The sequence below is a fragment of the Methylocystis sp. JR02 genome (assembly GCF_030063565.1).
Classification (GTDB): domain Bacteria; phylum Pseudomonadota; class Alphaproteobacteria; order Rhizobiales; family Beijerinckiaceae; genus Methylocystis; species Methylocystis iwaonis.
On the sequence record NZ_JASIRC010000002.1, the window covers coordinates 240,606 to 261,566 of the forward strand.

A 20,961-nucleotide genomic window follows, 5' to 3' on the forward strand; every position below is an offset into this window, starting at 1 on the left:
CCGGTGTGATTCTCCTTTCTACGTGTAGAGTTAGAGGGCTGCGCTTGGCGCACTGACGAGGAATTGGTCGAGAGAGAGGGCCTCGGCTCGTCGCGGAGTAACAACCATGGCGAAAGCCGCCCAGAAGATCACGCTCTCCTCCTCCCGCGATATCCCGTTCGACAAGCTCGTTTTGTCGCAATCGAATGTCCGGCGCATGCAGGCGGGCGTTTCTATCAAAGAACTCTCCGCGTCGATCGCTCGGCGCGGGCTGATCCAAAGCCTCCGCGTTCGCGCCGTCCTCGACGCCGAAGGAGCCGAAACCGGTAAATTCGAAGTGCTCGCGGGCGGTCGTCGCTATCGTGCGCTGGAATTGCTTGTGAAACAGAAGCCTCACGAAAAATGCTGGTTCTGTTGCAAATTTGCGTGACGGCGAGACGCGCGACAGCAGGCTTCTCGAGGCTTACGCCGCGAGTGCGTAGAACGGCTTCGCTGGGCGCAATTTGCCAGTCGTTTGCAACTGCCCCTTTCGGATCATGTGCATGAGTTCGACCCCGGCGAGCGTCGCTGCGGCCGCGCCACGCGCTTGATCGCTTGGCGGTTCTGTTCGACGATGTTGTTCAGATATTTCCTTCGCCGGATTTCAATGTCCGCCTCGCGCTCCGCGTTGGAGCTCTCGATCGTCGCGGTGTTTGCGCCCGACCCAGCGGTTGAGCGTCGAATGGTCGACCTCGACCACGCGCTCTTCCATCATCTCCTCGAGCTGCCGGTAACTGATCGGCTAGGCGACATACCAGCGCACGCCCCATAAGATCACGCTCGAAATGACTGCCCTTGAAATTGATCACCATGCAGTCTGCCCGGCCCAGTCTGAAGCTCATCAAAAGGAATTGCTACAGCTTTCAAAGGGAAGAGCTTCAGGGTTTGAGCGTCGATAAACCTCGCGCAGGACGGCCGCGGTAACGGCTTTTGGAGATTGTGCGCAATGAACCTTGGAAGCAGCGGATTGCTCGCCGCCGCCATCCTCATGCATTGGTTTTTAAGAATGTTGAGGGGGCCGAAGTAAGACTGCAGTAGGCATAGCCTAATTCAAAGTCTTGCGGGACCTGCCTAAGTTACTCTCAGGCGCTAAGATCGACGCGCCACTTATTCGGATGGCGATAAGAGTCGGGGTTGAATGATGAATAGACTTTCCTTTGCATTGTGCGCTGCTATTCTTTCCGCCGCGGTGTCTTCTGTGGCTACGCCTGCTTTCGCGTTGGGCGGTTGCGGCCCAAACGGGCATCGGAATGGGCGGGGTTTTTGCGTGTTCGGCGGTCAAAATCAGGATTGGTGCCTGAGAAGGACGGGCCATCCTGCCACTCGCATGCCGAACGGCACGCTCCGCTGTTTCAGGTAATCGCCTGAAAGGCAATCCGAACTCATCCGGAGGTTGAGCGCGCGGCCGCGCGCTTATCCTCGCGCTCGGGAAGAGAAGCCGCCAAAGCTCCGCGAGCCTCTCCACGCTTCTCGCTGTTGAGCCCAAGCTCTGTCCGGGACAGCACTGACAAGCGGCTGCATCGGATTATCTCTGAGCGTCTGCGAAGGTCTCGGCATGAGGCTAAAGAAAAAAGCCCGGCGCTGGGCCGGGCTGAGTCAGAAAGCATTGGACGCAGGAAAGGGGTCAGCGCAGAATCTTCCCAAAATTGTTGCGGGTTTCTAAGGGGCCGGAAGGCGTTCTGGAGAGGCTCGGTCGGCCAAACATAATCGCCGTTGAAGGTGATGTGCTCCCAGCCGAGTGGCGCGAGATGAGCGAGCAAATCGTTACGGACTCGTTCGCCGCTGGAGCGCAGTTCCAACGGCGTGGCTGAGATAGACCGTATTCCAAAGGATGACGGCCGAGACGACGAGATTGAGGCATGAGGCCCGGCAGCGTTGATTTTCGAAGGTCCGGTCGCGGATCTCACCAAGCCGATGAAAGAACACCGCCCTGGCGAGCGCGTTGCGCGCCTCGCTCTTGTTGAGGCCTGCATTTGTTCGCCGCCGTAGAGCGGGGTCGCTGATCCAGTCGAGGGTGCAGTGCGTGCGTTCGAGCCGGAGAGCTGGCTCCAGTTGTTTGGACAGCTCCCCGCGGATTTTAAGTGGATCTCTGCCGGGGTTTGCTAAACGCGGGGTTCTTCGATTTGCCGCGCGTCGGGAGGGCCGTAGGCCCGAAACATACCGCTCACGCAACGCATCGACGCCCAAATGCGCAGCTATCGTCGCCATGACCCGCCTCCAGCGATTCATGACGACGCAGCCTAGCTGCTTCGATGCCAAACCGGAATCCCCCGCAGCCGACGCAGACTGCCAAAGTAGTGCTAGGACGGCGACGACACGATCGACAGCCGATTTCGACCGCTTTCGTTGAAAGCGTAGCCAAGGAAATCCTCCAAGACTCGCTGGTTTCATTGCGATACATCCACGGACCTCAGGTCAAATTACCATGGATGCCATCAATGGGCGCGGAGCAAGGCTATCGGCTAGGATAGCAAGGGAGGTCTGGACGTCCGATCGAGAGGCTGGTCCGCCGAGACAAAGGCGTACGGCCTCCGGCGGAGCGGAGGTGACAGCGAACGCGTCGCTCACTGCAACACTGACGCCAAGTCCTCGCAAATGGGATTCGAACGCGTGCCGGTTCCAGCCTTGTGGCAGACGAAGCCAAAGGTGGAATGCCTCTGGATCCGAAACATAGCTTCCGACCGGAAGGGTTCGAGCAACCAGCTCCTGCCGCGCGCGCGTCTCGCTCCTTATGCCTTCCAAAGCAGCGCTGGCAACGCCTTCTTCGATCCAACGGGTGGCGATCGCGGTGGTAATGGGAGAGGCGAACACGTTGGTCATGCTCAACGCGGACATAAGCCTCGCGGCATGTCTGCCTTCTGGCACGCTCATATAAGCGACGCGTAATCCTGCGCCGACGCATTTGGCGAGACTCGACACGTGAAAGGTAATGTCGGGGGCCAATCGAGCGAATGATGGCGGAGATTCGAGGGGCAACGCGCCATAGGCGTCATCCTCGAGAATCATCACCCCTTGCGCCCTCGCCACCTTGATCAGCGCTTCGCGCCGTCTTTTCGAAGTTGTCGTGGTCGTGGGGTTCAAGAGCGTGGGATTCATGTAGAGCAATTTGACGGCCGCATCATTACAGGCCGTCGCGAAGGCCGACGCGTCGATTCCTTCATCATCCAAGGGCAGGCCGACGAGACGTAGCCCGAATTGCTGAGCCAAGCTTTTGAAGCCAGGATAGGTGAGTTCTTCGCAACACACCACGTCTCCCGGCTGCGTAAAGCCCGACAGAACGCAAAGGAGAGACGCCTGCGCGCCCGGGAACACGAGCAAACGCTCGAGCGCCAGGTCGCCCAGCCGCGGCGATAGCCAACGTGCGCCGGCTGCGCGGGCTTCCGGCGAGCCGCCGAATTCCTGGTAGCGCAGGAGAGACGGTAAATCGTCCAGCCCCTCTATCCCGGCTTGCATCCTTTCCAGGAGGGCAGGCGCGTAGGGTTCGGGAGGCATGTTCATCAGCATGTCGCCGCGCATGGGGGAACGCGGCGGCGTCGCAGTCCGTCGTTCAGCGGGGCGGCGGACAAAGGTCCCTTGCCCGACCCGGGAGTCTATCAGACCGCGTTGCTGCGCTTCGGTGTAGGCCCGCGCCACCGTCGCGAGGTTCACCCCGAGCTTATCCGCGACATAGCGCTGTGGGGGCAAGCGCGCAGACACGGCAAGCCGGCCAGACTCAACGTCCCTTTCGATTGCGTCGGCAATCTCCAGATATACCGGCTTTCCGGCGTTCTCAATCTCCGGCAGCCAGTACTGCTGCTTCCCAGTCATTCGAGCCTCTGCGCCAAACATTCTCGATTTCGAAACCCGTAGCCGACGCTTTAGCCTATGCCTGCAATTCGTGGGCTAGAACTCCTCACATATTCAATCATTCGATCAATTTCCAGTCATTGCGTCGGGCAAGCCGCAAAAGAATCGAGTAATCGGTCGAGGTCCGCTTCCTCGTTGTACGGATGATCCGACCGGCACGGGCCCGGCGGCGACGCTGGATACGCCGCCGTTCATCTCGTCAACCCGGCAAGACTCATAACGGTCCAAAATAGCATCGCAACGGCGGCGAGTGCGACTACGCTCCCGACCCAAAGGGCAACGAGCCAGCCGAGACGGCGGACCCATACGATCCGAAAGAGCGGAAGGGCTCGCATTAGTGATAGCCCTCGCCAGTCCGCACTTTGCCGCGGAAGACATAGTAAGACCATGCAGTGTAGGCGAGGGTGCAGGGGATGATGAATAGCGCTCCAGCCAGAGCGAAGCCCATGCTCTGCGCCGGCGCCGCTGCATCCCAGATGGAGACGGCCGGTGGAATGATGTTTGGCCAGAGGCTGATGATCAGGCCTGTATAGCCCAGAAACAGCAGCAGCAGCGTCAACAGGAAGGGCGCAACGTCGCGGTCGTCGCCGAGTGTCTTCAGGAGCGTACAGGTGGTAGCCAGCACAAGCATCGGCACAGGGGCGAAGAATATGAAGTTCGGCAGCGAGAACCATCGGGCCGCCACTTCCGCGTGAGCGTATGGCGTCCAGAGGCTAACGATCGTGATGGCCCCGAGCAGAGCTATAGCGACCGGCCGCGCGAGCGCGCGCATGCGGCGTTGGAGAGGGCCTTCGGTCTTCATCACAAGCCACGTTGCGCCGAGCAAAGCATAGGCGATCAAAAGGCCAAGGCCGGTAAAGAGACCGAAGGGGGTGAGCCAGTCCAGCAGACCGCCGGCATAGGCGCCATCCCTGACTTCGAAGCCGTTGATATAGGCTCCCAGCGCGATGCCTTGTGAAAAGGTCGCGATATAAGAGCCCCAAGCGAACGCCTTGTCCCAGAAAGGCTTGTGCGCCTCGTCGGCCTTGAATCGGAACTCGAAGGCCGCCCCGCGCCAGATTAAGCCAGCAAGCATCGCGACCAGCGGCAGATAGAGCGCGCTCAGGAGAACCGAATAGGTCAACGGGAAGGCTGCAAGTAAAGCAGCTCCGCCGAGCACCAACCACGTCTCGTTGCCGTCCCAGACCGGCGCCACCGTATTGACCATGATGTCCCGTTCGGAGCGGTCGCGCACAAAGGGGAACAGTATGCCGATGCCAAGGTCGAACCCATCCATGACAACATACATCATGAGCCCGAAAGTGAGGACAAAGGTCCAGAGGAGGGGAAGGTCTATACCCATGGTTGCGACTCCTTAGCGGATTGCTGGGCGGATATTGTCGGGGTCGGCGGGGAGCGGCCGGGCCGCATGCGGCGGCTGTCCGTGGTTAGGCATATTCTCGACGCCCAGCCCCTCCTGCGGCCCTTTCGCAACCAGCTTCAGCATGTAACCGATGCCGGTCCCGAAGACGGAGGCATACATGACGACGAAGATGAGCAACGTGGCGGATAGCGCCAAAGCCGAGTGGTTCGAGACTGCGTGCTCGGTCCGCATCGCGCCGTAAATCACCCAAGGCTGCCGCCCGACCTCTGTGGTGAACCAGCCGGCAAGAATCGCGATCGTGCCGCTTGGTCCCATCATTGTCGTAAACCGCAGGAATGTGCGGTCGTCATAGAGTCGCTCGCGCCAGCGCAGCCACAGGCCTCGGAACCCGAGCAACAGCATCAGCAGGCCGAGACCAACCATCACTCGGAAGGACCAAAAAACAATCGTGGCGTTGGGCCGGTCCTGCGCCGGGAAATCCATCAAGCCTGGAAATTGGCCATCGAGATCATGGGTCAGGATCAGGCTGGCGAGTCGTGGAATTTCGATGACGTAGCGTGTGGTCTCAGCCGCCATGTCGGGCCAGCCGAACAGGATGAGGGGTACGCCCTGGCCTGGTGCGTTGCACCAGTGACCTTCCATGGCGGCAATCTTGGCTGGTTGATGCTCAAGCGTGTTAAGACCGTGCGCATCGCCGACGGCGACTTGAATCGGCGTTACGATCAATATCATCCACATCGCCATCGAGAGCATGGCGCGCACTGCCGGCGTCGCGCGCCCGCGCAGCAAATGCCAGGCTCCTGCAGCCCCGACGAACAGCGCGGTGGCGAGAAAGGCCGCGATGGAAGTGTGTGCGAGCCGGTAGGGGAAGGAGGGGTTGAAGATCACCTTCAGCCAATCAACCGGTACGACGCGACCGTCGATTATCTCAAAGCCCTGTGGCGTTTGCATCCAGCTATTGGAGGCGAGAATCCAAGTCGCAGATATGAGAGTGCCTATTGCGACCATCACGGTCGCAAAGAAATGCAAGCTCGGCCCCACTTTGTTCCAGCCAAATAGCATCACGCCGAGGAACCCTGCCTCGAGGAAGAAGGCGGTGAGCACCTCATAGGTGAGTAGTGGGCCGGTAATGCCGCCGGCGAAAGTGGAGAAGTAACTCCAGTTCGTCCCGAACTGATAAGCCATAACCAGGCCTGAAACGACGCCCATCGCGAAATTCACCGCGAATATCTGCGACCAAAAGAGATAGAGGTCCCGATAAACGGAATCTTTCTTCCAGAGCCACAAGCCTTCCAACACAGCCAGATAGCTGGCGAGCCCGATCGTGATCGTCGGGAAGATGATGTGGAAGGACACTGTGAATCCAAATTGGACGCGGGCGAGATCGAGCGCCGTTAATTCCAACATGTCTTTTCTCCTGGACGGGGCAAGCGACCAATTCGACAGTGGCAAATTGGCGCAGCCTGAACGGCTGCGGTTTTGACGGCCTTGTGCATTTGGGTGGGCTTTCAAAACCTGAACGACCGCGCGTTGCAGCCCGCGTTAGGACTCTATGGCGTGTCGCGCTGCCATGCGTGCGCTGGATTAGGAGGACTTGCGGCCAGCGATGAGGGAGTGGACCCGCGATTGTGATCCGCGTCGGGCATTTGATCCTGCAGCAGCCTGGCCGAGTAGCCGAGAAGCTCGCGCACTTCGCGTTCCAGTTCCTTCAGTCTCGCGCGCTCGCTGTTCGATAGTTTGGCCCGGGGGCCTGTCCGCATAGCGCAAGCTCGCAGCGCTTGAGCTGTGATCGAGGAGATCTCCGCCAATTGTGAAACTTGGCCGGTGGGCCGAATGTCGCTCCGCATCGACGTCCCCTCTGCTTCTCGTTGCCACACAAGTGAGTTTGTAGTGAGATTGCTTCTGATACAATATGCATACAAATATGTCAAATTGGTTGTTCATCGCCATAAAAACTGACGGCAAAAAATCACTGAGAGCCATAAAGCCCGAATCTATGGCGGCTCATATGTTACATAATATATTGATAATGGGTTATGTTATCGGTCGACAACAATTGTTCTGATTGTTGGCCTCCTTTGTTGCCACACAAAATGCATACAATGCCGCGCGGGCCTCTTGACGGAATGCTCCTGTCGTATACGATAGGAGATGTGCCTGTCTCATACGAGATGGCGGCAAATCGGGAGGAACGAGGGATGAAGATCGTCGTAATTGGAGGCGGCGCTTCCGGGCTCGGCGCCGCAGGGGCTGCAAAAGGAGTGGACCCGTCGGCTGACATCGTGAATTACACGGAATTCGAGGACGTTGCTTACAGCCCCTGCGGCATTCCATTCGTCCACGGTCGCGAAATTGAATCTTTCGACAAACTGTTCCTTGCAACGAAGCAACAATACGCCGATCAGGGCATAGATATTCACTATACGACTACGGTCGAAAGCATCGACGTCAAGCGTCATGCCATCAAGGTCCGCGAAGAAGGCGAAATTAGATATGACCGGCTGGTGCTCGCGACCGGCTGGAATTATTCGGATCCCCAAATTCCCGGCGATCATCTGGAGGGGATCTACCGCGTCAAGAATATTCGTCGCGCGATGGAGTGGGACAAATTCATCGACACGGTGAAATCAGCGGTCGTGGTCGAGTGCGGACCGATCGCCGTCGAAATGGTGTCGGCGCTCGTTCATCGCGGCATCAAGGTCACCGTTGTCGATCCCGCCCCTTGGCCGATGGCCGGCGTCGTCGATCCTGACATCATCGAGCCGGTTCGAAAGAGCTGGGCCGACGCTGGGGTTGTGACGCTGTGGGGAGAGCGCGTTACGGCCTTCGGCGGCCAGGGCGCCCTTGCTTATGCCGAGACGACAGCCGGGCGGGTCGAGGCGCAGCTTGCCATCATCGGAGCGCGCAAGGCGCCGAATACAGCTTTGGCAAGAGCGGCGGGCGTCGCTCTGGGCGCCACCGGTGGCATTATCGTCGATTCCTTCATGAAAACCTCTGCGAGCGACGTGTTTGCCGCCGGCGACTGCACGGAAATTCCGCATGGTGTCACCAATGTTCCGCTTCAGGGCCTTTCGGGAAGCCATGCCTATGCGCAGGGCAAGGCCGCGGGCGTCAATGCTGCGGGAGGGCGACGCGAATACCAGCCCGTCTATGTCCCCTGGGCGATGCTCGCAGGCGAGTGGATGATTGGGGGCGTTTCCTTTGGTGAAACGACAGCCGCCGCGATTGGCGTGAAATTCGTGAGCGGCGCGTCAAACGGTATCACAAGGGCGCGGTACTATCCCGGGGTGCGTCCTATCACGGTGAAGCTGCTTGCAGATCCTGCTACGCGCTGCCTCATCGGAGCGCAGATGGTTGGGGGCGAAGGCGTCAAGGAGCGAGCGGATTTCCTGGGCATGGCCGTCCGCTCGGGCATTTCGATCGATGATCTGGCGACGATGGAAAACGTCTATTCCCCGGCCATAGGGGCGTTGAACGAGCCAATCGCCATGGCTGCGCAGGCCGTGCAGCAAAAACTCGGGAGGCGATAATCATGTCTTTCCCGCAATGGCTCCGATCCAATTCGGAATACTACCTGCTCGCCGCGGCGCAAGAGCGCATCGCAACGCAAAATGGGATGGCGTTTTCATTCAGGCCGCGCAGTCTCAACGACTATTTTTGGCGCTTTGTGTTTGTGCCGATTTATCGCGTGCTTCCCGATGGCCTGCGGCGGTTTGCTTTCTACGTGCTTCCTGGAAGCCATCACCGCGCTTGGCCGGCACAGGCCGAACGACCGCGTCCCGCCCACCGGGCATTTCCCAAGTTCGACTAGTTGAGTTCGATCCTTCGCAACTTTGCGAAGGAAGCCCACGGTTTGTCACAAGCAAAAAGGAGACAAAATGCCTAAGACCGTTACAATCCCCGCTCCGCAGCCCGGCGATGTTTTATTCAACGTCGAGGAGAAGGTGTTCCCGGATCACAAGGCTAATCCCGGCGACAAGGCTTATATCTTTATGCACACCGTTCCCTTCGAGGGATCGGTCGGACTCGTGAACATGTTGACGGCTACGCGCCTAGCCCGGAAAGGGTTCGAGCTGTCCTTCGTGCTCTATGGGCCGGGTGTCCTCATGGCCTCAGCCGCGCGCGGTTACCCGTCCGTGGGCGCCGAAGGCTTCCCTGGCAATCTAGCGTATAATCGTCAACTCAAGACACTTATGGACGAGGGGGCCAAAATCTACGCTTGCCGATTTGCCATGGGCGCATTGTACGGCATGCGGGAAGACGATCTGATCGCCGGCGTTATTCCAGTGAACCCACTCGACATCCTCGACCTCACCATCCAGGCTTGGCGAGACCGCGCTCTCGTGATGACGACCTGGACGATTTAACAGGCCTTCGGTTGTGCGGTGAAAAGCAGCAAGCCTTGAAACCGCTTGCTGCTTTTCTTTTTTGCCCGCGCAGGCCGCGAAATGGCTTTACCAGTTTGGCTTATCCTAGGCAGGAATGACGCTCATGCCGGCTCCTTCCTCAGTAATCCCTCTTCCTCGTAAAATCGACGTTATCAACATCGGCCTGCCTCTATTCGAGGAATCGATTAGAAGCCAGGGGGCGCCCGTCATAGGCGTCGATTGGCAAATTCCCTGCGGAGGAGAGAGCGACGTCATTTCGGCGTTAGCTCGGCTGATGGGGCCTAAATCATCCATTATCGACGCTGCGAATGCAGAGGTTGTCGCGCGCTTGAACAATGGCGCGCCCCTTCTCAAGGGTGTCGAGAGAGCCGGTGCGGTCGTGCCCGGCATGAGCGAGCGCACATTGCTCCATTGCGGGCCTGCCATAGCATGGGCGGATATGTGCGATCCTCTGCGACGTTCGATCAAGGCAGCCATCGTCGCGGAGGGGTGGGCCGGAAACATCGAGGCGGCGGCCCGTCTCATTGCCTCTCGCGAAATCGAGCTACGACCGGCGAACGAACATTCGACCGTCGTTCCCATGGCCACTGTAATCGGCCCGTCCGCCCCGGTTTACGTGGTGGAAAATGAAATGGGAAGAACGATCGCTTTTTCGAGCATCAACCAGGGAGCGGGCGAAACTCAATGGTTCGGCGTCGACAGCAGCTTGGCGATCGATCGGCTTTTTTTTATTCGCGATGTGATTGGCCCTGTAATTGGGGAAGCGATCGCCAGGAGGGGCGCTATAGATGTTTTGTCGCTGGCGGCGCAGGGCGTCGTCATGGGTGACGACGTTCATATACGGGTACAGGCGACAACGTGTCTCCTACTGAGGGATCTCCTCCCGTTTTTGATGAGAATCTCCCGGCCAGGCGCTGGAGAGGCCGCTGATTTTCTCAGCCGCAATCACACGATGTTTCTCAACATCGCCATGGCTGCGGCCAAATCGTTGGTCGACTCCGCGGCCAAAGTCGAGAATTCGAGCATCGTGACGACGATGTCGCGCAATGGCGTGACCTACGGCATTCGGCTGGCGGGCCTAGAGCGTTGGTTCCTTGCGGCCGCGCCGCCAATCCAGAAGGCGCTGTATTTTCCCGGCTATGGTCCGGAAGCGAGCACTGCGGACATCGGCGACAGCGCCGTACTCGAGCTGATTGGCCTTGGAGGGGCAGTTTCGGCAAACTCTCCGGCGGTCGCGGGTTTCCTCGGTGGCAGAATGTCCGACGCGATCGCGGCGACACGCAAGATGCAGCGCATCTGTGCGGGAGAGAGTCGTTCTTTCCTTCTACCAATATTGGAGAACGCAGGCGCCCCACTCGGCGTGGATGTTCGACGCGTCGTCGAGCTTGCGATCACTCCGGCTGTCAACACAGGCGTCATTCACGCTTTTAGCGGCGTCGGCCAAATTGGGGCCGGCGTTGCTTCGGCTCCAATTGACTGTTTTACCCAAGCCTTGATGGATCTTGACCAGAGAATTATGTGAACATGTCCTGCCCAGCAAAGCTAGATAGCGCATTGCGGCGTGAGGGGCGCCGCCGTGGCAGGCTTTTCCTTAGGTTGTAGAAAACGCGCCTTTCAAAAGCGTGGAGGCTTGCATCTCTTCTTCGATAACTCGGTTATAGATGCGAATGTGCTGGTCGGCTGTTCGATCCCAGCTATGGCGCGCCGCCATTTCGAGCCCATTTTCGACAAGCCGCTTGACGGTGTGGGGCTCGTCCATCAGTCTTGCCATCCCCCGAGCAAGAGACGCGGGATTGGATGTTTCCGTCAGAATCGCATCTCGGTCATGCACAAGGAACTCCCGGAAAACATCGATGTCCGACGCCACGACGGGCAGCCCTGCGCTGGCAGCCTCCATGATCACCAAGCCCCAGCCTTCTTTGATGGACGGGAAAACAAATCCGTCCGCGGCGGCCAGCCATTCAACCAGTTCAGTCTGGGGGAGCGTCTGCAACAAAACGACGTCTTTGCCTAACTCCAGACCAAGCGGCCAGAGCGAGGTCAAAACCTGCTCGCGATAATCACGGTAGTCCTGAAACGAATGGCCTCCGATGATCGCTAATACGGGCGGATCTGATCTTTCCGCTTTTAGTTGGGCCAGCGCCCTGACAAGGAATTCGGTTCCCTTGCGGGGCTCGACCCCGCCGATGGTCAGATAAAGGAAGCGATCTTTCGTTCCGATTTGTCGCCGCAGCTCGGCGCGCCGTTGCGGCGTTAGCATATTTGCGAATGCGTCGCTTCTAACACCATTGGTGACGATCGATGAGTCGACTCCATATTCCACCCGAAGCCGGTCTTGCCATGTCTTGCTGACAACCAGGACGTGATCGGGCTCCAATATGGCGTTGCGTTGGCAATCCATGAGCGCCTGTGTCGTAAAATCGTCGACATGATGCACGGTGCGCACTAACCGAAAGCGCGCCCCTGCATCTCTCACACGGGCGGCGGCGCGCGCTGAGATGCAGTCTTGACTGTGGACGATATCGAAGGAGTCTCGCAGGCGGGTGAGGCCGCCGGTCAAGGCATCAATCCAGTCGAACACTCGTTCTTCAAGCGTATTCTTTGCGGGCGGGGTCGCGATCATCTCCACGGGAACGGCAACTTTCCTGAACAGTGAGCCAGGCTCGCCCATGGCGATCACGGTCACGTCGAGTCCAGCAGCCTGCAGGGCTTCCGCAAGCTCCAGCGTGTGCACGACGCCTCCTCGCGGCTTTGTGGAATAGGTGGTCAGCGCGACGCGCGGCGAATGACTAGGCGCAGATCTCATATTTCTTTTTCCGGGTTGATCTTGAGGAACGGCGAGAAACCAGGCGGAAGATTGTCAAGGGCGACCGAGGGGTCTCTCAGGACGAGCGCTGTGGCTGCGAGCGCTGCGCGCGCGGCGCTATCGGCGACAATGCATCCCGCCTGTTCGAAGCGGGCGCGTTGCTCTTCGAAGCCCTGCGGATCCCGCATCGTGCCCAGTACATAAACGACAACCGCCGCGCCAGATCGCACCACTTCGGCGGCGAGAGGGGCCAACACACTTGCAGGATCAGGGTGCGCGCCATCGCCGATCACGACGTCGAAGACCACGGCCGCGACGGTCGGGTCGCTCGCCTGCCGACGAAGCAGCTCCGCTCTGGCGCGGGCGTCTATCATGGGATGCGGGCGACCCTGGGTATAGCTTTCCTCACCGAGGTCGAGGCAGATATGCGCGCCCGGCGGGGCGCTCTCGATGGTCCAATTTTCGTCGAAGGGGGCGTTGGAAAATACCGCGCCGAGGCGCCGAGATGCGACCATCATGGCCTCGTGGCAAAGAGTTCCTCCGCTATAGAGGCCAACGAGCCGCTTGCGGTCCGCATTCAGCCTCGCCGCGGCGCGCGCCACCTTTTCGATCAGGCGGCCGACGCCGTTGTCGGGCGGTGGCATGCCGAACCCTGCAAGCGTGCGGAATGCGCCTTCCTCCAGCGTGTCGCAAATCGTCACGTGCTGTGGGTGACCTTTCAACGGCGCTGTGAGGCCGATCAGCGAAGCAACCGTTGGCTTCTGCGGCAATTCGAGCACGCGCGCTACGACGTCTCGCGACGGCGGTTTCGAAATGAGCAGGATCGCTTGCGTATCGGCGTCGGCGTCGAGGGCGCGGATCGCCATTTCCGTCATGAGGCCCCCGACTTCCGCGGAAAGATCTCGACCCCCGACGCCGATCACATGAGAGACGCCGACGCCCCAACGATCGAGAAGGCTCATGGCTTCCTGAGCCCCGGTTCCCGATGCGGCGACGATGCCAACCGGCCCGGCGCTGACGCGATTGGCAAAACCAAGCCCCACGCCGCTGAGCATTGCCGTGCCCGCACCAGGTCCCATGACCAGACGCCCGAGGCGCCGTCCGCGTCGCTTCAGTGCGACTTCGTCCTCAATAGGAACATTATCACTGAACAAAAGCACATGGAGACCTGCTGTGAGCGCCTTTTGCGCTTCGAGCGTTGCATAGTGTCCCGGCGTCGAGATAATCGCGATATTGGCGGTAGGATGTAACTTGAGCGCTGATCGCAAATCGAATGTCTGCTCGGGCTCGTTGGCCACGCTGCTCCTTTCGGAGTTGAACAGAAGCCTCGATGCTGCTTCGAGCGCGGCCGCGGCGGCTGACTCGTCGGTTGCGCGGACGGCAAGCACGAGGCCATTGGCGTCCGCTCTCAGCGGATCCTCGGTAAACCCCGCTTTGGCCAAGGTCTCCAAATTCGCCGGGGTCGCCATGAACGCCCAGCCCCACGCGACGCCGGGGTACTCGAGCAAGGTCCGCGTCGCCTCGAGCAAACAAATGCTATCCTTATACGAATTGTTATGCACAGAGACGACGATGCTTTTGGTCACCGGGGCTTTCCTCATCTTCTAGTCGCAGGCGATGGCCTGTGAGGGAACGGTTGCGGCGTTGAAGCAGGGCGCGTCCAAAGCGCGTTTATTATAGTGAACTCTCATTTCATATCTAGTATGATTGTTGTCAGGCAAAGAAAGGGATGGCCCAACTAAGATGGCGATCCGAGGTAGGGGGAGAGAAAGATGATCGACGGCAGGGTGGATTATCATACGCCGCGTGCACGCTGGGCTGCGTTTGAGCGCCAGTTGTACGAGGGCGCTATTTCGGACGTATCGCGCTACCAAGGAATTCTGGGAACCGTCCGCAGACTGGCAGATGAGCTGCGCCATATCGAGGCGCTCGAACAATTGGAGGCGGCATGGCCAGGGGACGCCACGCTCGCAATTTCTTTGGAAGCATTACCCTTTCCCAAGGAGCAACTGTTAGGCGCAGCCTTCGCTATCCGCGAGCGCGAGATATGTGAACTCGACGCTCGCAGGATTAGAAGATCGCGCATAGACGAGGCGCGCGGTTCAGGGCATGCCTGGGCGACCCTCGAAGGGAGTGGGGAACTCGATCGGGGGGCGGCCGCGCCTTTTCAGGGGATCGAGATGCACATTGAAACTGGATTGGCCATCATATCCATGCTTCAGCGAAATCCGCTGGACGGAGCGACCGTTTTCGTGACGGCGCTTGCGCGGTTTGATCCTGAGTCTGGAGAAGTGATAGAAATCGCCCCCGGCGTAGACGATTGGAAAGAACATGAGGCAGTCGGGCCTGCGCTGGAATCGAGAGACGCCCTGCGCGACCGTATCGAATCTGCTTACGAAATAAAGATCGAAACGGCGCTTGTAGCGCTAGATCGGTAATCGCCATTTTACGCCGATAAGCCGGAGTACACCTTGGTTACGCAGACGAAGAAGAAGGCTGAACCGCGGAAGCGGGCGGCTGATGGCGCGCCCCGCGAGGTTGCAGGCTCGCGCTCTCGCGAAGTAGACGACATCGTGAGTTTGGTTGGCCAAAAGGTGGCGAATCTGCGTCGAACAAAAGGCTTATCTTTGCAGCAGCTCGCAGAGATCAGCGACGTGTCGCCTGCCGCAATTCACAAGATCGAACGTAGCGGTATGGTGCCGACGATCACCACGCTGCTCAAGCTCGCCGCGGCCCTGGGCGTTTCAGTCTCTTATTTTGTCGAGGAAGGCGAGACTCCGCCGGAGCCCGTCCATTACACGCCGGCGGACCAGCGACCGCGCGTCTATACGTCACATAAGGGATTGAGCCTCTCGGGCATAACGGGCTCCTATCAGAAATTTCAGACGGCCGCCGCGATCGCTCGAATGGCGCCTGGCGCCTCCAGCGGCGAGAAGGCCCTGAGACACGCGGGCGAGGAACTCGTTCACGTCTTGTCAGGCGAGGTCTCCTTCCGAGTCAACAGCCGCGATTACATCCTGAAAGCGGGAGACTCATTGCAATTCGATGGCAACCTCCCGCACCATTGGGAAAACAAAAGCAAGATGCCGGTTCAATTGATCTGGATAGCGTGTCGCAATCGTGACTGATGAGGGCGTTGGCGGTCCTCCATCTGTTGATGAAGACCGAACCACGGGCGCCCTCACGGCGCATTTTGTCATCCTACAATTGGGGACTCTGAGAACCGAGCCGATCCGTCGTCATCGCCGCGGTTACGTCGTCTGATGTTTGGCGCGCACATCTTCGAGCGCAAGACGGCCCTCTTCGGCGTCATAGTAATATTGGCGGGCGACAAACCACCCTTTTAACGGTCGCAGAGGCGGCACACAGGTCACTAACAAGAACGGAAGCGTCGTGAAAAGGTGCGCCCAATAGGGAAGGGAATAGACAGCCTCCAGCCACAAGGCGAGCGCGACCGAGGGAACGCAGGCGAAACACATGACGAAAAACGCCGGCCCATCCGCGGGGTCCGCAAAGGAATAATCGAGGCCGCAGGCGTCACACTGCTTATGAAGCTCAAGAAAGCCATTAAAGAGCGATCCTCGTCCACAACGCGGGCATCGACCCCGCAGACCGGCCTGTAACGGCGACAAAGGCGGCGCATGTACTCTCTTCAGCATGGCTTGGACTCCTCACTGGGAAAAAGCCTTTGGATTCATTGCGAGCTCTCGACAATCATCGGGATTGCTCTGGTTTCGTCGGCGCTCGTCTGACTGTGAAAATGCGGGCCAAGGGAGCGCCGTCTTGCTCGCGCAAGATCTGGCAGTGATGAGCAAATGTTTCCGTATAGTCCCGCAATTCAACCAAGCTAACCGCCAATGTTTCGCCGGGATCTATGTTGCCGGAGAAGAACACGTCTCGCCTGACCGTTGTCGCACCGAGGGATTTTTCTCGCGCGAACGACCATTCCATGCGATCGGCGAAAGATACGAAGCTGCTGAAGTAGAGCAGGCCAGCGCCGTTGAAATCCTGGCTAGGGCAGGGGTCGAAGGAAGCCACCTTGCGCGGTTGGGCCTGATGAACCGAGAAGCCCATATGGGCATCCGCCCGTCCGGCGCGTAGTGCTGCTGCGCGGGCGGCGAGCCAATGGTTTTCCAGCCCGGGAGATACCGGCGGCAACCCCGGCGCGGCGAAGCGTGAAACCGAATGATTGCCGCCCTCAGCGCCGCGACGCACGAAGGTGGACACCATTTCGACCACGCCAATGTCGCCATCTGGCAGATTCAGTTCGTGACGGCTGAGCATCTGAGTCCGGGACAGTCGTCGCAGCTTTGAACTGATAACCAGATGATCGTTCTCGCGCGCCGCTTCTAATCTAGCGTCGTAAATAGACAGAGCACAAAATGCTGCGTAGACGGGCGCGCCGCGCTCGTCGGTGAAACGCGGCGCATCCTGCCCGGCGAGGCGCGCGAGCATCATCCAGTGGCGATGGCCGAGTTCTTTTAGGAGCCAGGTTTCCGAGAGGCCGTTCAGACCAAGCTGGGGCATGCCCAGCAAATAGGTATCCGTTTCAGCACGCCCCCAGCGGCATTGTTGTCCGGCGACGATCTCGATCCCACGCCGCGTGTCGGCGGCGCTGAGCGCGGGGTGAAATGCGCTCATGGGACAACCGAGATGGTCTCGGGATGATGAGCCTGAGAGAAAAGGGGTGTGTGTCATATGACCTGTAGACTCGCCTTGGTTGCAGCTCTCAATTCGAGCGTCGATTCGCGCCCTGCGCGGTGCACCCGATCAGCGCTCTCTGGGAGAAGTCCCAGACGATTTCGCGCTTTCCTTGATTGCAAATTGCGACGGTGGCGCCCGAGGCGATCTCGCCTATCGCTGCCGCGGCGATGTCGCGCGCTCGGAACAGAGCCAAGATTTCATCGACCTTGTTCGGACGCGCCGTGATCAGGTAGCCGAAGCTGGGAAAGCTCGTCAGCCAGCGTTCTAACGGGATCGAGTCCGGCTTGGGAATTGCGGCGAGATCAATGGAGACAGCAACATTCGAGCATTCGGCCAGCATGGCCGCGGTCCCGACGACGCCTCCTTGGCTGATATCCTTCGCGGCCTTCGACAGCCCGGCTTCAGCGATTGCAGGTAAGAGCTGGAGATCGCCTCGCAGGCGCTCAGGAGGGGCGGTCGTTGCCGCTTCCCAATTCGAGAACGGCTCTCGGAAGCGCCCGCGCAAATCGATCGCCGAAATAAGCTTGTCACCCGGCTCCGCGTCGAAACTGGTGAGAAGCTTTTTGGCGCGCCCGAGTATTGCGACCGCAAGCTGGGCGCGGTCCGTACGGAGATTGCTGTGCCCGCCCACGACAGGTACCCCGAAGGCGTGTGACGCCTCTCTCAAGCCTTCAAGGACCGGCGAGGCCGAGCCCACGCCGTCCGACCAGATGGCATTGACGACCGCAATCGGCGCGCCCCCCATTGCGGCGATGTCGGAGACATTGACCATAACGCCGCACCAGCCCGCAAACCAAGGATCTCGGGCGACGAATTCATTCATGAAGCCTTCGATCGCAATTAAAAGATAACTGTCGCCGTCCGGGATCGCCGCACAGTCGTCGCCGACCGCTATCGCTTCCTCGGCGGAAACGCCAAGCAAGCCAATCACGTCGGCGATATCGGCTTTTGCCGCGAAACTTTTGCTTTCCTTAAGTGTATGCGCGACTTGGCTGGCGATGATTGACATGGTCATGCCGCGCCTCGCGCTCGGGTGAAGAAGCCTATGTTCGGCGTCTCACATGGCGGGTAATAGCTGAGATCCGCTTCCATTTGGTGATGGAGTCGGCCGTGGCGTTCGAACTCACCGAGCGATCGCCAATGCAGTCGCTGAAACAGCGGCGCATTCTGGCTCTGCACGTTGGCGAGAAAACGCCGGCAGCCAAGCGCATGCGCAGAGGACACCGCAAGGCGGATTAGCCCCGCGCCAACGCCAACGCCGCCGAACCGGCGATAGCGCTTCTCGACGGCGAGCCGTGACCCCCACCAGGTTCCATCCCGGGCTTCGTCCTCATGGATGCGCACGGCGCCGACCACTCCGTCGGCAATGTCCTGAACGAGCGCAACGGCGACCAGCGGGATGGCCAGCACATCGATCTCATCGCGGTCATCCTGCTCGAAGACTTGTTGCTCTTCGCAGAAGACGCGCCGCCGGAGCGCCATCGCGGCTGATTTTTCCCATTCCTCGGTCGCCCATTTGATTTGAAGGCTCGAGGCGATGCGGGGGGTGTCGAACGGAGCCGTCATTTGCCGGTTTTCCGCTCGTAGGTGGAGAGGGCCGAGCACGCGCCGCATTTGCCGCACCCGGCTTTGATTTCGTTAGACTGAAGACCCGTCTTGGCGAGCATGGCGGCCAGCGGTTCGAGGACGGCGTGCATGAAATCAGGCGTCGGCGCCGGGTGACTTTCGAGTGGCGTCCCCGAGATCGGCACGAAAGGCACTACGAATGGATAAACGCCGATCGACGTCAGACGCTCGCAGATATCAAGTATTTCCGCCGCGCTGTCTCCCAATCCCGCGAGGATAAAGGTCGAGAGCTGGCCGCGACCGAAGATGGGCGCGGCGGCCTCGAACGCTGAGAAGTAGCGCTCGATTGGAACTTGCGCCTTGCCTGGCATGACGCGCGCACGAACCGCCGGCGAAACCGCTTCGAGATGCATGCCGAGCGAGTCGACGCCGGCGTCTTTCATGCGCACAAACCATGCGTCGTCATCCGGCGGTTCGCACTGCCCCTCGATCGGCAGGTCGACCGCGGCTTTTACGGCGCGCGCGCTCTCGGCGAGAATTGCTGCGCCGCGGTCGGGACCGGGAGGCGTGCCGGTCGTCATCACCATGTGGCGAACGCCGTCGAGTTCGACCGCAGCTTTTGCCACCTCCGCAAGTTGCGACGGCGTCTTGCGCTCGACCGTACGGCCGGCCGCGAGAGAGTGGCCAATCGAGCAAAATTGGCAAGTCTTTACGCGGCTTTGGTATCGGATGCAGGTTTGCAGCACTGTCGTGGCGAGTACATCGCGACCATGCAAGGTCGCGATGTGGGAGTAGGGGACGCCGTCGGATGTGACGCGATCGTAGAACCGGGGACGCGCGGTAAACGAGATGTCGCCGATCGTAACGCCGTCGCGGCTCAGACGGCTGCGCCCCTGGGCGTTGGGTTTTTCCGCCAGGTAAGGGCTTTCGAAGGCCGGCGCATTATGCACCGGCGCCATCACCGTCATCCCGTCGATTGTCACCGGCACATGGTCTGATGGTCCGGCCCCGCCGCGCCTCGTCACCCCCGCGCTTCCGGGGGCGGCGAGCCGGATTCCGAAGGATTGCAGCTCATTGATAAGATGCTCAGTCGGCATCATCGTTCGTCCCGCTCGAGATTTCGGCTGCGTCCTCGGCCGACTCGCCGGAGGATGAAAAGCGGGCGGCGTTGATGCTGCGCACCGGCGCCGCGACGCGGTCGTCGATGAGCAGCGACAGCAGCTCCGGCCGCGCGTAGTGGCCAACCGAATCCATCATGCGTTTGCGTTTGACGATCAGCCCCATGTCGAGGTCGGCGATGAGCAGACCCTCGCCGGAGGTCAGGGGCGGCACGACGTGATTACCCTCGGGCGAGACAATGGCTGTCATGCAGCCGCCGCGCAGACCGCGGCGCAGATTTTCGTCCGGCGATATGGAGGCGATCTGGTCTTCCGTCAGCCACCCCGTGGCGTTGACCACGAAGCAGCCGCTCTCCAGCGCATGATGGCGTATTGTCACCTCGATCTGGTCGGCGAAGAGCTGGCCGACGAGAGAACCGGGGAACTGCGCGGCATGAATCTCTTCGTGCTGCGCCATCAGCGCGTAGCGGGCCAGCGGATTGTAGTGCTCCCAGCAGGCGAGCGCGCCGATCCGGCCGACTGCGGAGTCGACAACCTTCAACCCGGCGCCGTCGCCCTGACCCCAGATCATCCGTTCGTGGAAGGTCGGCGTCAGCTTACGGCGCTTCAGCAGAATCCGCCCGTCCGCGTCGAAGATGATTTGAGCATTGTAAAGCGAGCCGTGATCGCGCTCGTTGACGCCGAGAACGATCGCCATTTTGTGCCGCCGCGCGGCCTGCGCTACCGCCTCGGTCACCGGCCCTGGAACAACCACAGCATCCTCATAGAGGCGCATGTGGTCCGCGCCGCTAAGAACGGGTGGGTGGACGAAAGAGAAATACGGGTACCAGGGAACGAATGTCTCTGGAAACACTGCGAACTGTACGCCCTTTTGGGCAGCTTCCGCGATTGCCGCGAGCACGCGATCTAGAGTGCCTTCAGAGGTGTCCAGATCTGGAGCGATCTGCACGGCGGCGACTTTGACAATTCTTTTTTCAGCCATTCGCTTTTCCTTCCCTAGCCGAGAGGCGTCGCTTCCTCGCGGGTTTATTTTCGGCGCTACAACTCGTTGCCGGGCCTAGATTGACTCTAATCAGGCCAGTCAATGTGCTTACACTTGTCATGCAATCATGCATTCAATTGACAGTCAAGATAAAAAATTGTATGATACAA

The 20,961-nt window shown here is 59.8% G+C and carries 19 protein-coding genes and 3 pseudogenes; 8 read left to right on the forward strand and 14 right to left on the reverse strand.

Annotated features, from left to right (window positions below; genetic code table 11):
• Positions 1-106 precede the first annotated feature (106 nt).
• Positions 107-370, forward strand: a pseudogene (locus QNA11_RS19530) (ParB/Srx family N-terminal domain-containing protein); the annotation flags it as partial.
• Positions 371-679: 309 nt separating this feature from the next.
• Here QNA11_RS19530 and QNA11_RS19535 read toward each other — a convergent pair.
• Positions 680-830, reverse strand: a pseudogene (locus QNA11_RS19535) (IS6 family transposase); the annotation flags it as partial.
• A 329-nt stretch (positions 831-1,159) separates the two neighbouring features.
• Here QNA11_RS19535 and QNA11_RS20845 point away from each other — a divergent pair.
• Positions 1,160-1,378, forward strand: coding sequence for a GCG_CRPN prefix-to-repeats domain-containing protein (locus tag QNA11_RS20845; RefSeq protein WP_413661930.1), 219 nt, complete (start codon positions 1,160-1,162; stop codon positions 1,376-1,378).
• Positions 1,379-1,676: 298 nt separating this feature from the next.
• Here QNA11_RS20845 and QNA11_RS19540 read toward each other — a convergent pair.
• The 5 genes and pseudogenes from QNA11_RS19540 to QNA11_RS19560 all read right to left on the reverse strand — a co-directional run.
• Positions 1,677-2,055: pseudogene (locus QNA11_RS19540) on the reverse strand (Tn3 family transposase); the annotation flags it as partial.
• A 378-nt stretch (positions 2,056-2,433) separates the two neighbouring features.
• Entirely contained in the window at positions 2,434-3,825 is a 1,392-nt protein-coding gene (locus tag QNA11_RS19545) for an aminotransferase-like domain-containing protein (RefSeq protein WP_283484434.1), read from the reverse strand.
• Between the two features lie 230 nt (positions 3,826-4,055).
• Positions 4,056-4,253: a DUF2474 domain-containing protein gene (locus QNA11_RS19550; protein ID WP_349362229.1), complete on the reverse strand. Its 198-nt coding sequence runs from the start codon at positions 4,251-4,253 to the stop codon at positions 4,056-4,058.
• Positions 4,199-5,206 (reverse strand): cytochrome d ubiquinol oxidase subunit II, encoded by a 1,008-nt coding sequence (cydB, locus tag QNA11_RS19555; protein WP_283484436.1) that lies wholly within the window; start codon positions 5,204-5,206, stop codon positions 4,199-4,201. Before cydB ends, QNA11_RS19550 begins: the two co-directional genes overlap by 55 nt.
• Positions 5,207-5,218: 12 nt before the next feature.
• Complete coding sequence (locus QNA11_RS19560) at positions 5,219-6,634, reverse strand: cytochrome ubiquinol oxidase subunit I (RefSeq protein ID WP_283484437.1); 1,416 nt, start codon at positions 6,632-6,634, stop codon at positions 5,219-5,221.
• A 791-nt stretch (positions 6,635-7,425) separates the two neighbouring features.
• Between QNA11_RS19560 and QNA11_RS19565 the strand changes: the two genes are divergently transcribed.
• The 4 genes from QNA11_RS19565 to QNA11_RS19580 all read left to right on the forward strand — a co-directional run bounded on the left by QNA11_RS19565 (position 7,426) and on the right by QNA11_RS19580 (position 11,137).
• Entirely contained in the window at positions 7,426-8,757 is a 1,332-nt protein-coding gene (locus QNA11_RS19565) for an FAD-dependent oxidoreductase (protein WP_283484438.1), read from the forward strand.
• A 2-nt stretch (positions 8,758-8,759) separates the two neighbouring features.
• A complete protein-coding gene (locus QNA11_RS19570; RefSeq protein ID WP_283484439.1) occupies positions 8,760-9,038 on the forward strand; it encodes a hypothetical protein in 279 nt (92 codons plus the stop codon).
• A gap of 67 nt (positions 9,039-9,105) precedes the next feature.
• Positions 9,106-9,594 (forward strand): MSMEG_0572/Sll0783 family nitrogen starvation response protein, encoded by a 489-nt coding sequence (locus QNA11_RS19575; protein ID WP_283484440.1) that lies wholly within the window; start codon positions 9,106-9,108, stop codon positions 9,592-9,594.
• A 124-nt stretch (positions 9,595-9,718) separates the two neighbouring features.
• On the forward strand, positions 9,719-11,137 hold the full coding sequence (locus tag QNA11_RS19580) for a YlbE family protein (RefSeq protein WP_283484441.1): 1,419 nt from the start codon (positions 9,719-9,721) through the stop codon (positions 11,135-11,137).
• A 69-nt stretch (positions 11,138-11,206) separates the two neighbouring features.
• Here the strand turns inward: QNA11_RS19580 and QNA11_RS19585 are convergent, their stop codons facing one another.
• On the reverse strand, positions 11,207-12,421 hold the full coding sequence (locus tag QNA11_RS19585; RefSeq protein ID WP_283484442.1) for an MSMEG_0565 family glycosyltransferase: 1,215 nt from the start codon (positions 12,419-12,421) through the stop codon (positions 11,207-11,209).
• Positions 12,418-14,007, reverse strand: coding sequence for an AllF/FdrA family protein (locus QNA11_RS19590; protein ID WP_283484443.1), 1,590 nt, complete (start codon positions 14,005-14,007; stop codon positions 12,418-12,420). Before QNA11_RS19590 ends, QNA11_RS19585 begins: the two co-directional genes overlap by 4 nt.
• A 186-nt stretch (positions 14,008-14,193) precedes the next feature.
• On the opposite strand from QNA11_RS19590, the gene QNA11_RS19595 reads away from it, so the two are divergent.
• Together QNA11_RS19595 and QNA11_RS19600 are read left to right on the forward strand one after the other, a co-directional pair.
• Positions 14,194-14,859 carry a hypothetical protein gene (locus tag QNA11_RS19595; protein ID WP_283484444.1) on the forward strand — a complete coding sequence of 222 codons (666 nt, stop codon included), beginning with the start codon at positions 14,194-14,196 and terminating at the stop codon, positions 14,857-14,859.
• Between the two features lie 156 nt (positions 14,860-15,015).
• Entirely contained in the window at positions 15,016-15,549 is a 534-nt protein-coding gene (locus tag QNA11_RS19600) for a cupin domain-containing protein (protein ID WP_283484488.1), read from the forward strand.
• Positions 15,550-15,672: 123 nt separating this feature from the next.
• Here the strand turns inward: QNA11_RS19600 and QNA11_RS19605 are convergent, their stop codons facing one another.
• From QNA11_RS19605 to QNA11_RS19630, 6 genes are all read right to left on the reverse strand, one after another.
• Positions 15,673-16,080, reverse strand: a complete 408-nt coding sequence (locus QNA11_RS19605) for a DUF983 domain-containing protein (protein ID WP_283484445.1) — start codon at positions 16,078-16,080, stop codon at positions 15,673-15,675.
• 55 nt (positions 16,081-16,135) lie between these two features.
• Positions 16,136-17,062 carry a Pnap_2097 family protein gene (locus QNA11_RS19610; RefSeq protein ID WP_283484446.1) on the reverse strand — a complete coding sequence of 309 codons (927 nt, stop codon included), beginning with the start codon at positions 17,060-17,062 and terminating at the stop codon, positions 16,136-16,138.
• Positions 17,063-17,150: 88 nt separating this feature from the next.
• The gene (locus QNA11_RS19615; RefSeq protein ID WP_502867577.1) at positions 17,151-18,140 is read right to left on the reverse strand and encodes a sll0787 family AIR synthase-like protein; all 990 of its coding nucleotides are present in this window, start codon (positions 18,138-18,140) and stop codon (positions 17,151-17,153) included.
• Complete coding sequence (locus QNA11_RS19620; protein WP_283484490.1) at positions 18,137-18,691, reverse strand: MSMEG_0567/Sll0786 family nitrogen starvation N-acetyltransferase; 555 nt, start codon at positions 18,689-18,691, stop codon at positions 18,137-18,139. The genes QNA11_RS19615 and QNA11_RS19620 overlap by 4 nt, the downstream gene beginning before the upstream one ends.
• Entirely contained in the window at positions 18,688-19,788 is a 1,101-nt protein-coding gene (locus tag QNA11_RS19625; RefSeq protein WP_283484491.1) for an MSMEG_0568 family radical SAM protein, read from the reverse strand. Before QNA11_RS19625 ends, QNA11_RS19620 begins: the two co-directional genes overlap by 4 nt.
• Positions 19,778-20,791 (reverse strand): Nit6803 family nitrilase, encoded by a 1,014-nt coding sequence (locus QNA11_RS19630; protein ID WP_283484447.1) that lies wholly within the window; start codon positions 20,789-20,791, stop codon positions 19,778-19,780. Before QNA11_RS19630 ends, QNA11_RS19625 begins: the two co-directional genes overlap by 11 nt.
• Positions 20,792-20,961 lie beyond the last annotated feature (170 nt).

Excerpts from the sequence above, each read along its gene's own strand:
- QNA11_RS19565 (WP_283484438.1), top strand. The coding sequence starts at position 7,426 with ATGAAGATCGTCGTAATTGGAGGCGGCGCTTCCGGGCTCGGCGCCGCA.
- QNA11_RS19605 (WP_283484445.1), bottom strand. The coding sequence starts at position 16,080 with ATGCTGAAGAGAGTACATGCGCCGCCTTTGTCGCCGTTACAGGCCGGT.
- QNA11_RS19545 (WP_283484434.1), bottom strand. The coding sequence starts at position 3,825 with ATGACTGGGAAGCAGCAGTACTGGCTGCCGGAGATTGAGAACGCCGGA.
- QNA11_RS19610 (WP_283484446.1), bottom strand. The coding sequence starts at position 17,062 with ATGAGCGCATTTCACCCCGCGCTCAGCGCCGCCGACACGCGGCGTGGG.
- QNA11_RS19615 (WP_502867577.1), bottom strand. The coding sequence starts at position 18,140 with ATGACCATGTCAATCATCGCCAGCCAAGTCGCGCATACACTTAAGGAA.
- QNA11_RS19580 (WP_283484441.1), top strand. The coding sequence starts at position 9,719 with ATGCCGGCTCCTTCCTCAGTAATCCCTCTTCCTCGTAAAATCGACGTT.
- QNA11_RS19570 (WP_283484439.1), top strand. The coding sequence starts at position 8,760 with ATGTCTTTCCCGCAATGGCTCCGATCCAATTCGGAATACTACCTGCTC.
- QNA11_RS19630 (WP_283484447.1), bottom strand. The coding sequence starts at position 20,791 with ATGGCTGAAAAAAGAATTGTCAAAGTCGCCGCCGTGCAGATCGCTCCA.
- QNA11_RS19575 (WP_283484440.1), top strand. The coding sequence starts at position 9,106 with ATGCCTAAGACCGTTACAATCCCCGCTCCGCAGCCCGGCGATGTTTTA.
- cydB (WP_283484436.1), bottom strand. The coding sequence starts at position 5,206 with ATGGGTATAGACCTTCCCCTCCTCTGGACCTTTGTCCTCACTTTCGGG.
- QNA11_RS20845 (WP_413661930.1), top strand. The coding sequence starts at position 1,160 with ATGAATAGACTTTCCTTTGCATTGTGCGCTGCTATTCTTTCCGCCGCG.
- QNA11_RS19620 (WP_283484490.1), bottom strand. The coding sequence starts at position 18,691 with ATGACGGCTCCGTTCGACACCCCCCGCATCGCCTCGAGCCTTCAAATC.
- QNA11_RS19550 (WP_349362229.1), bottom strand. The coding sequence starts at position 4,253 with ATGGTCTTACTATGTCTTCCGCGGCAAAGTGCGGACTGGCGAGGGCTA.
- QNA11_RS19625 (WP_283484491.1), bottom strand. The coding sequence starts at position 19,788 with ATGCCGACTGAGCATCTTATCAATGAGCTGCAATCCTTCGGAATCCGG.
- QNA11_RS19560 (WP_283484437.1), bottom strand. The coding sequence starts at position 6,634 with ATGTTGGAATTAACGGCGCTCGATCTCGCCCGCGTCCAATTTGGATTC.
- QNA11_RS19585 (WP_283484442.1), bottom strand. The coding sequence starts at position 12,421 with ATGAGATCTGCGCCTAGTCATTCGCCGCGCGTCGCGCTGACCACCTAT.
- QNA11_RS19595 (WP_283484444.1), top strand. The coding sequence starts at position 14,194 with ATGATCGACGGCAGGGTGGATTATCATACGCCGCGTGCACGCTGGGCT.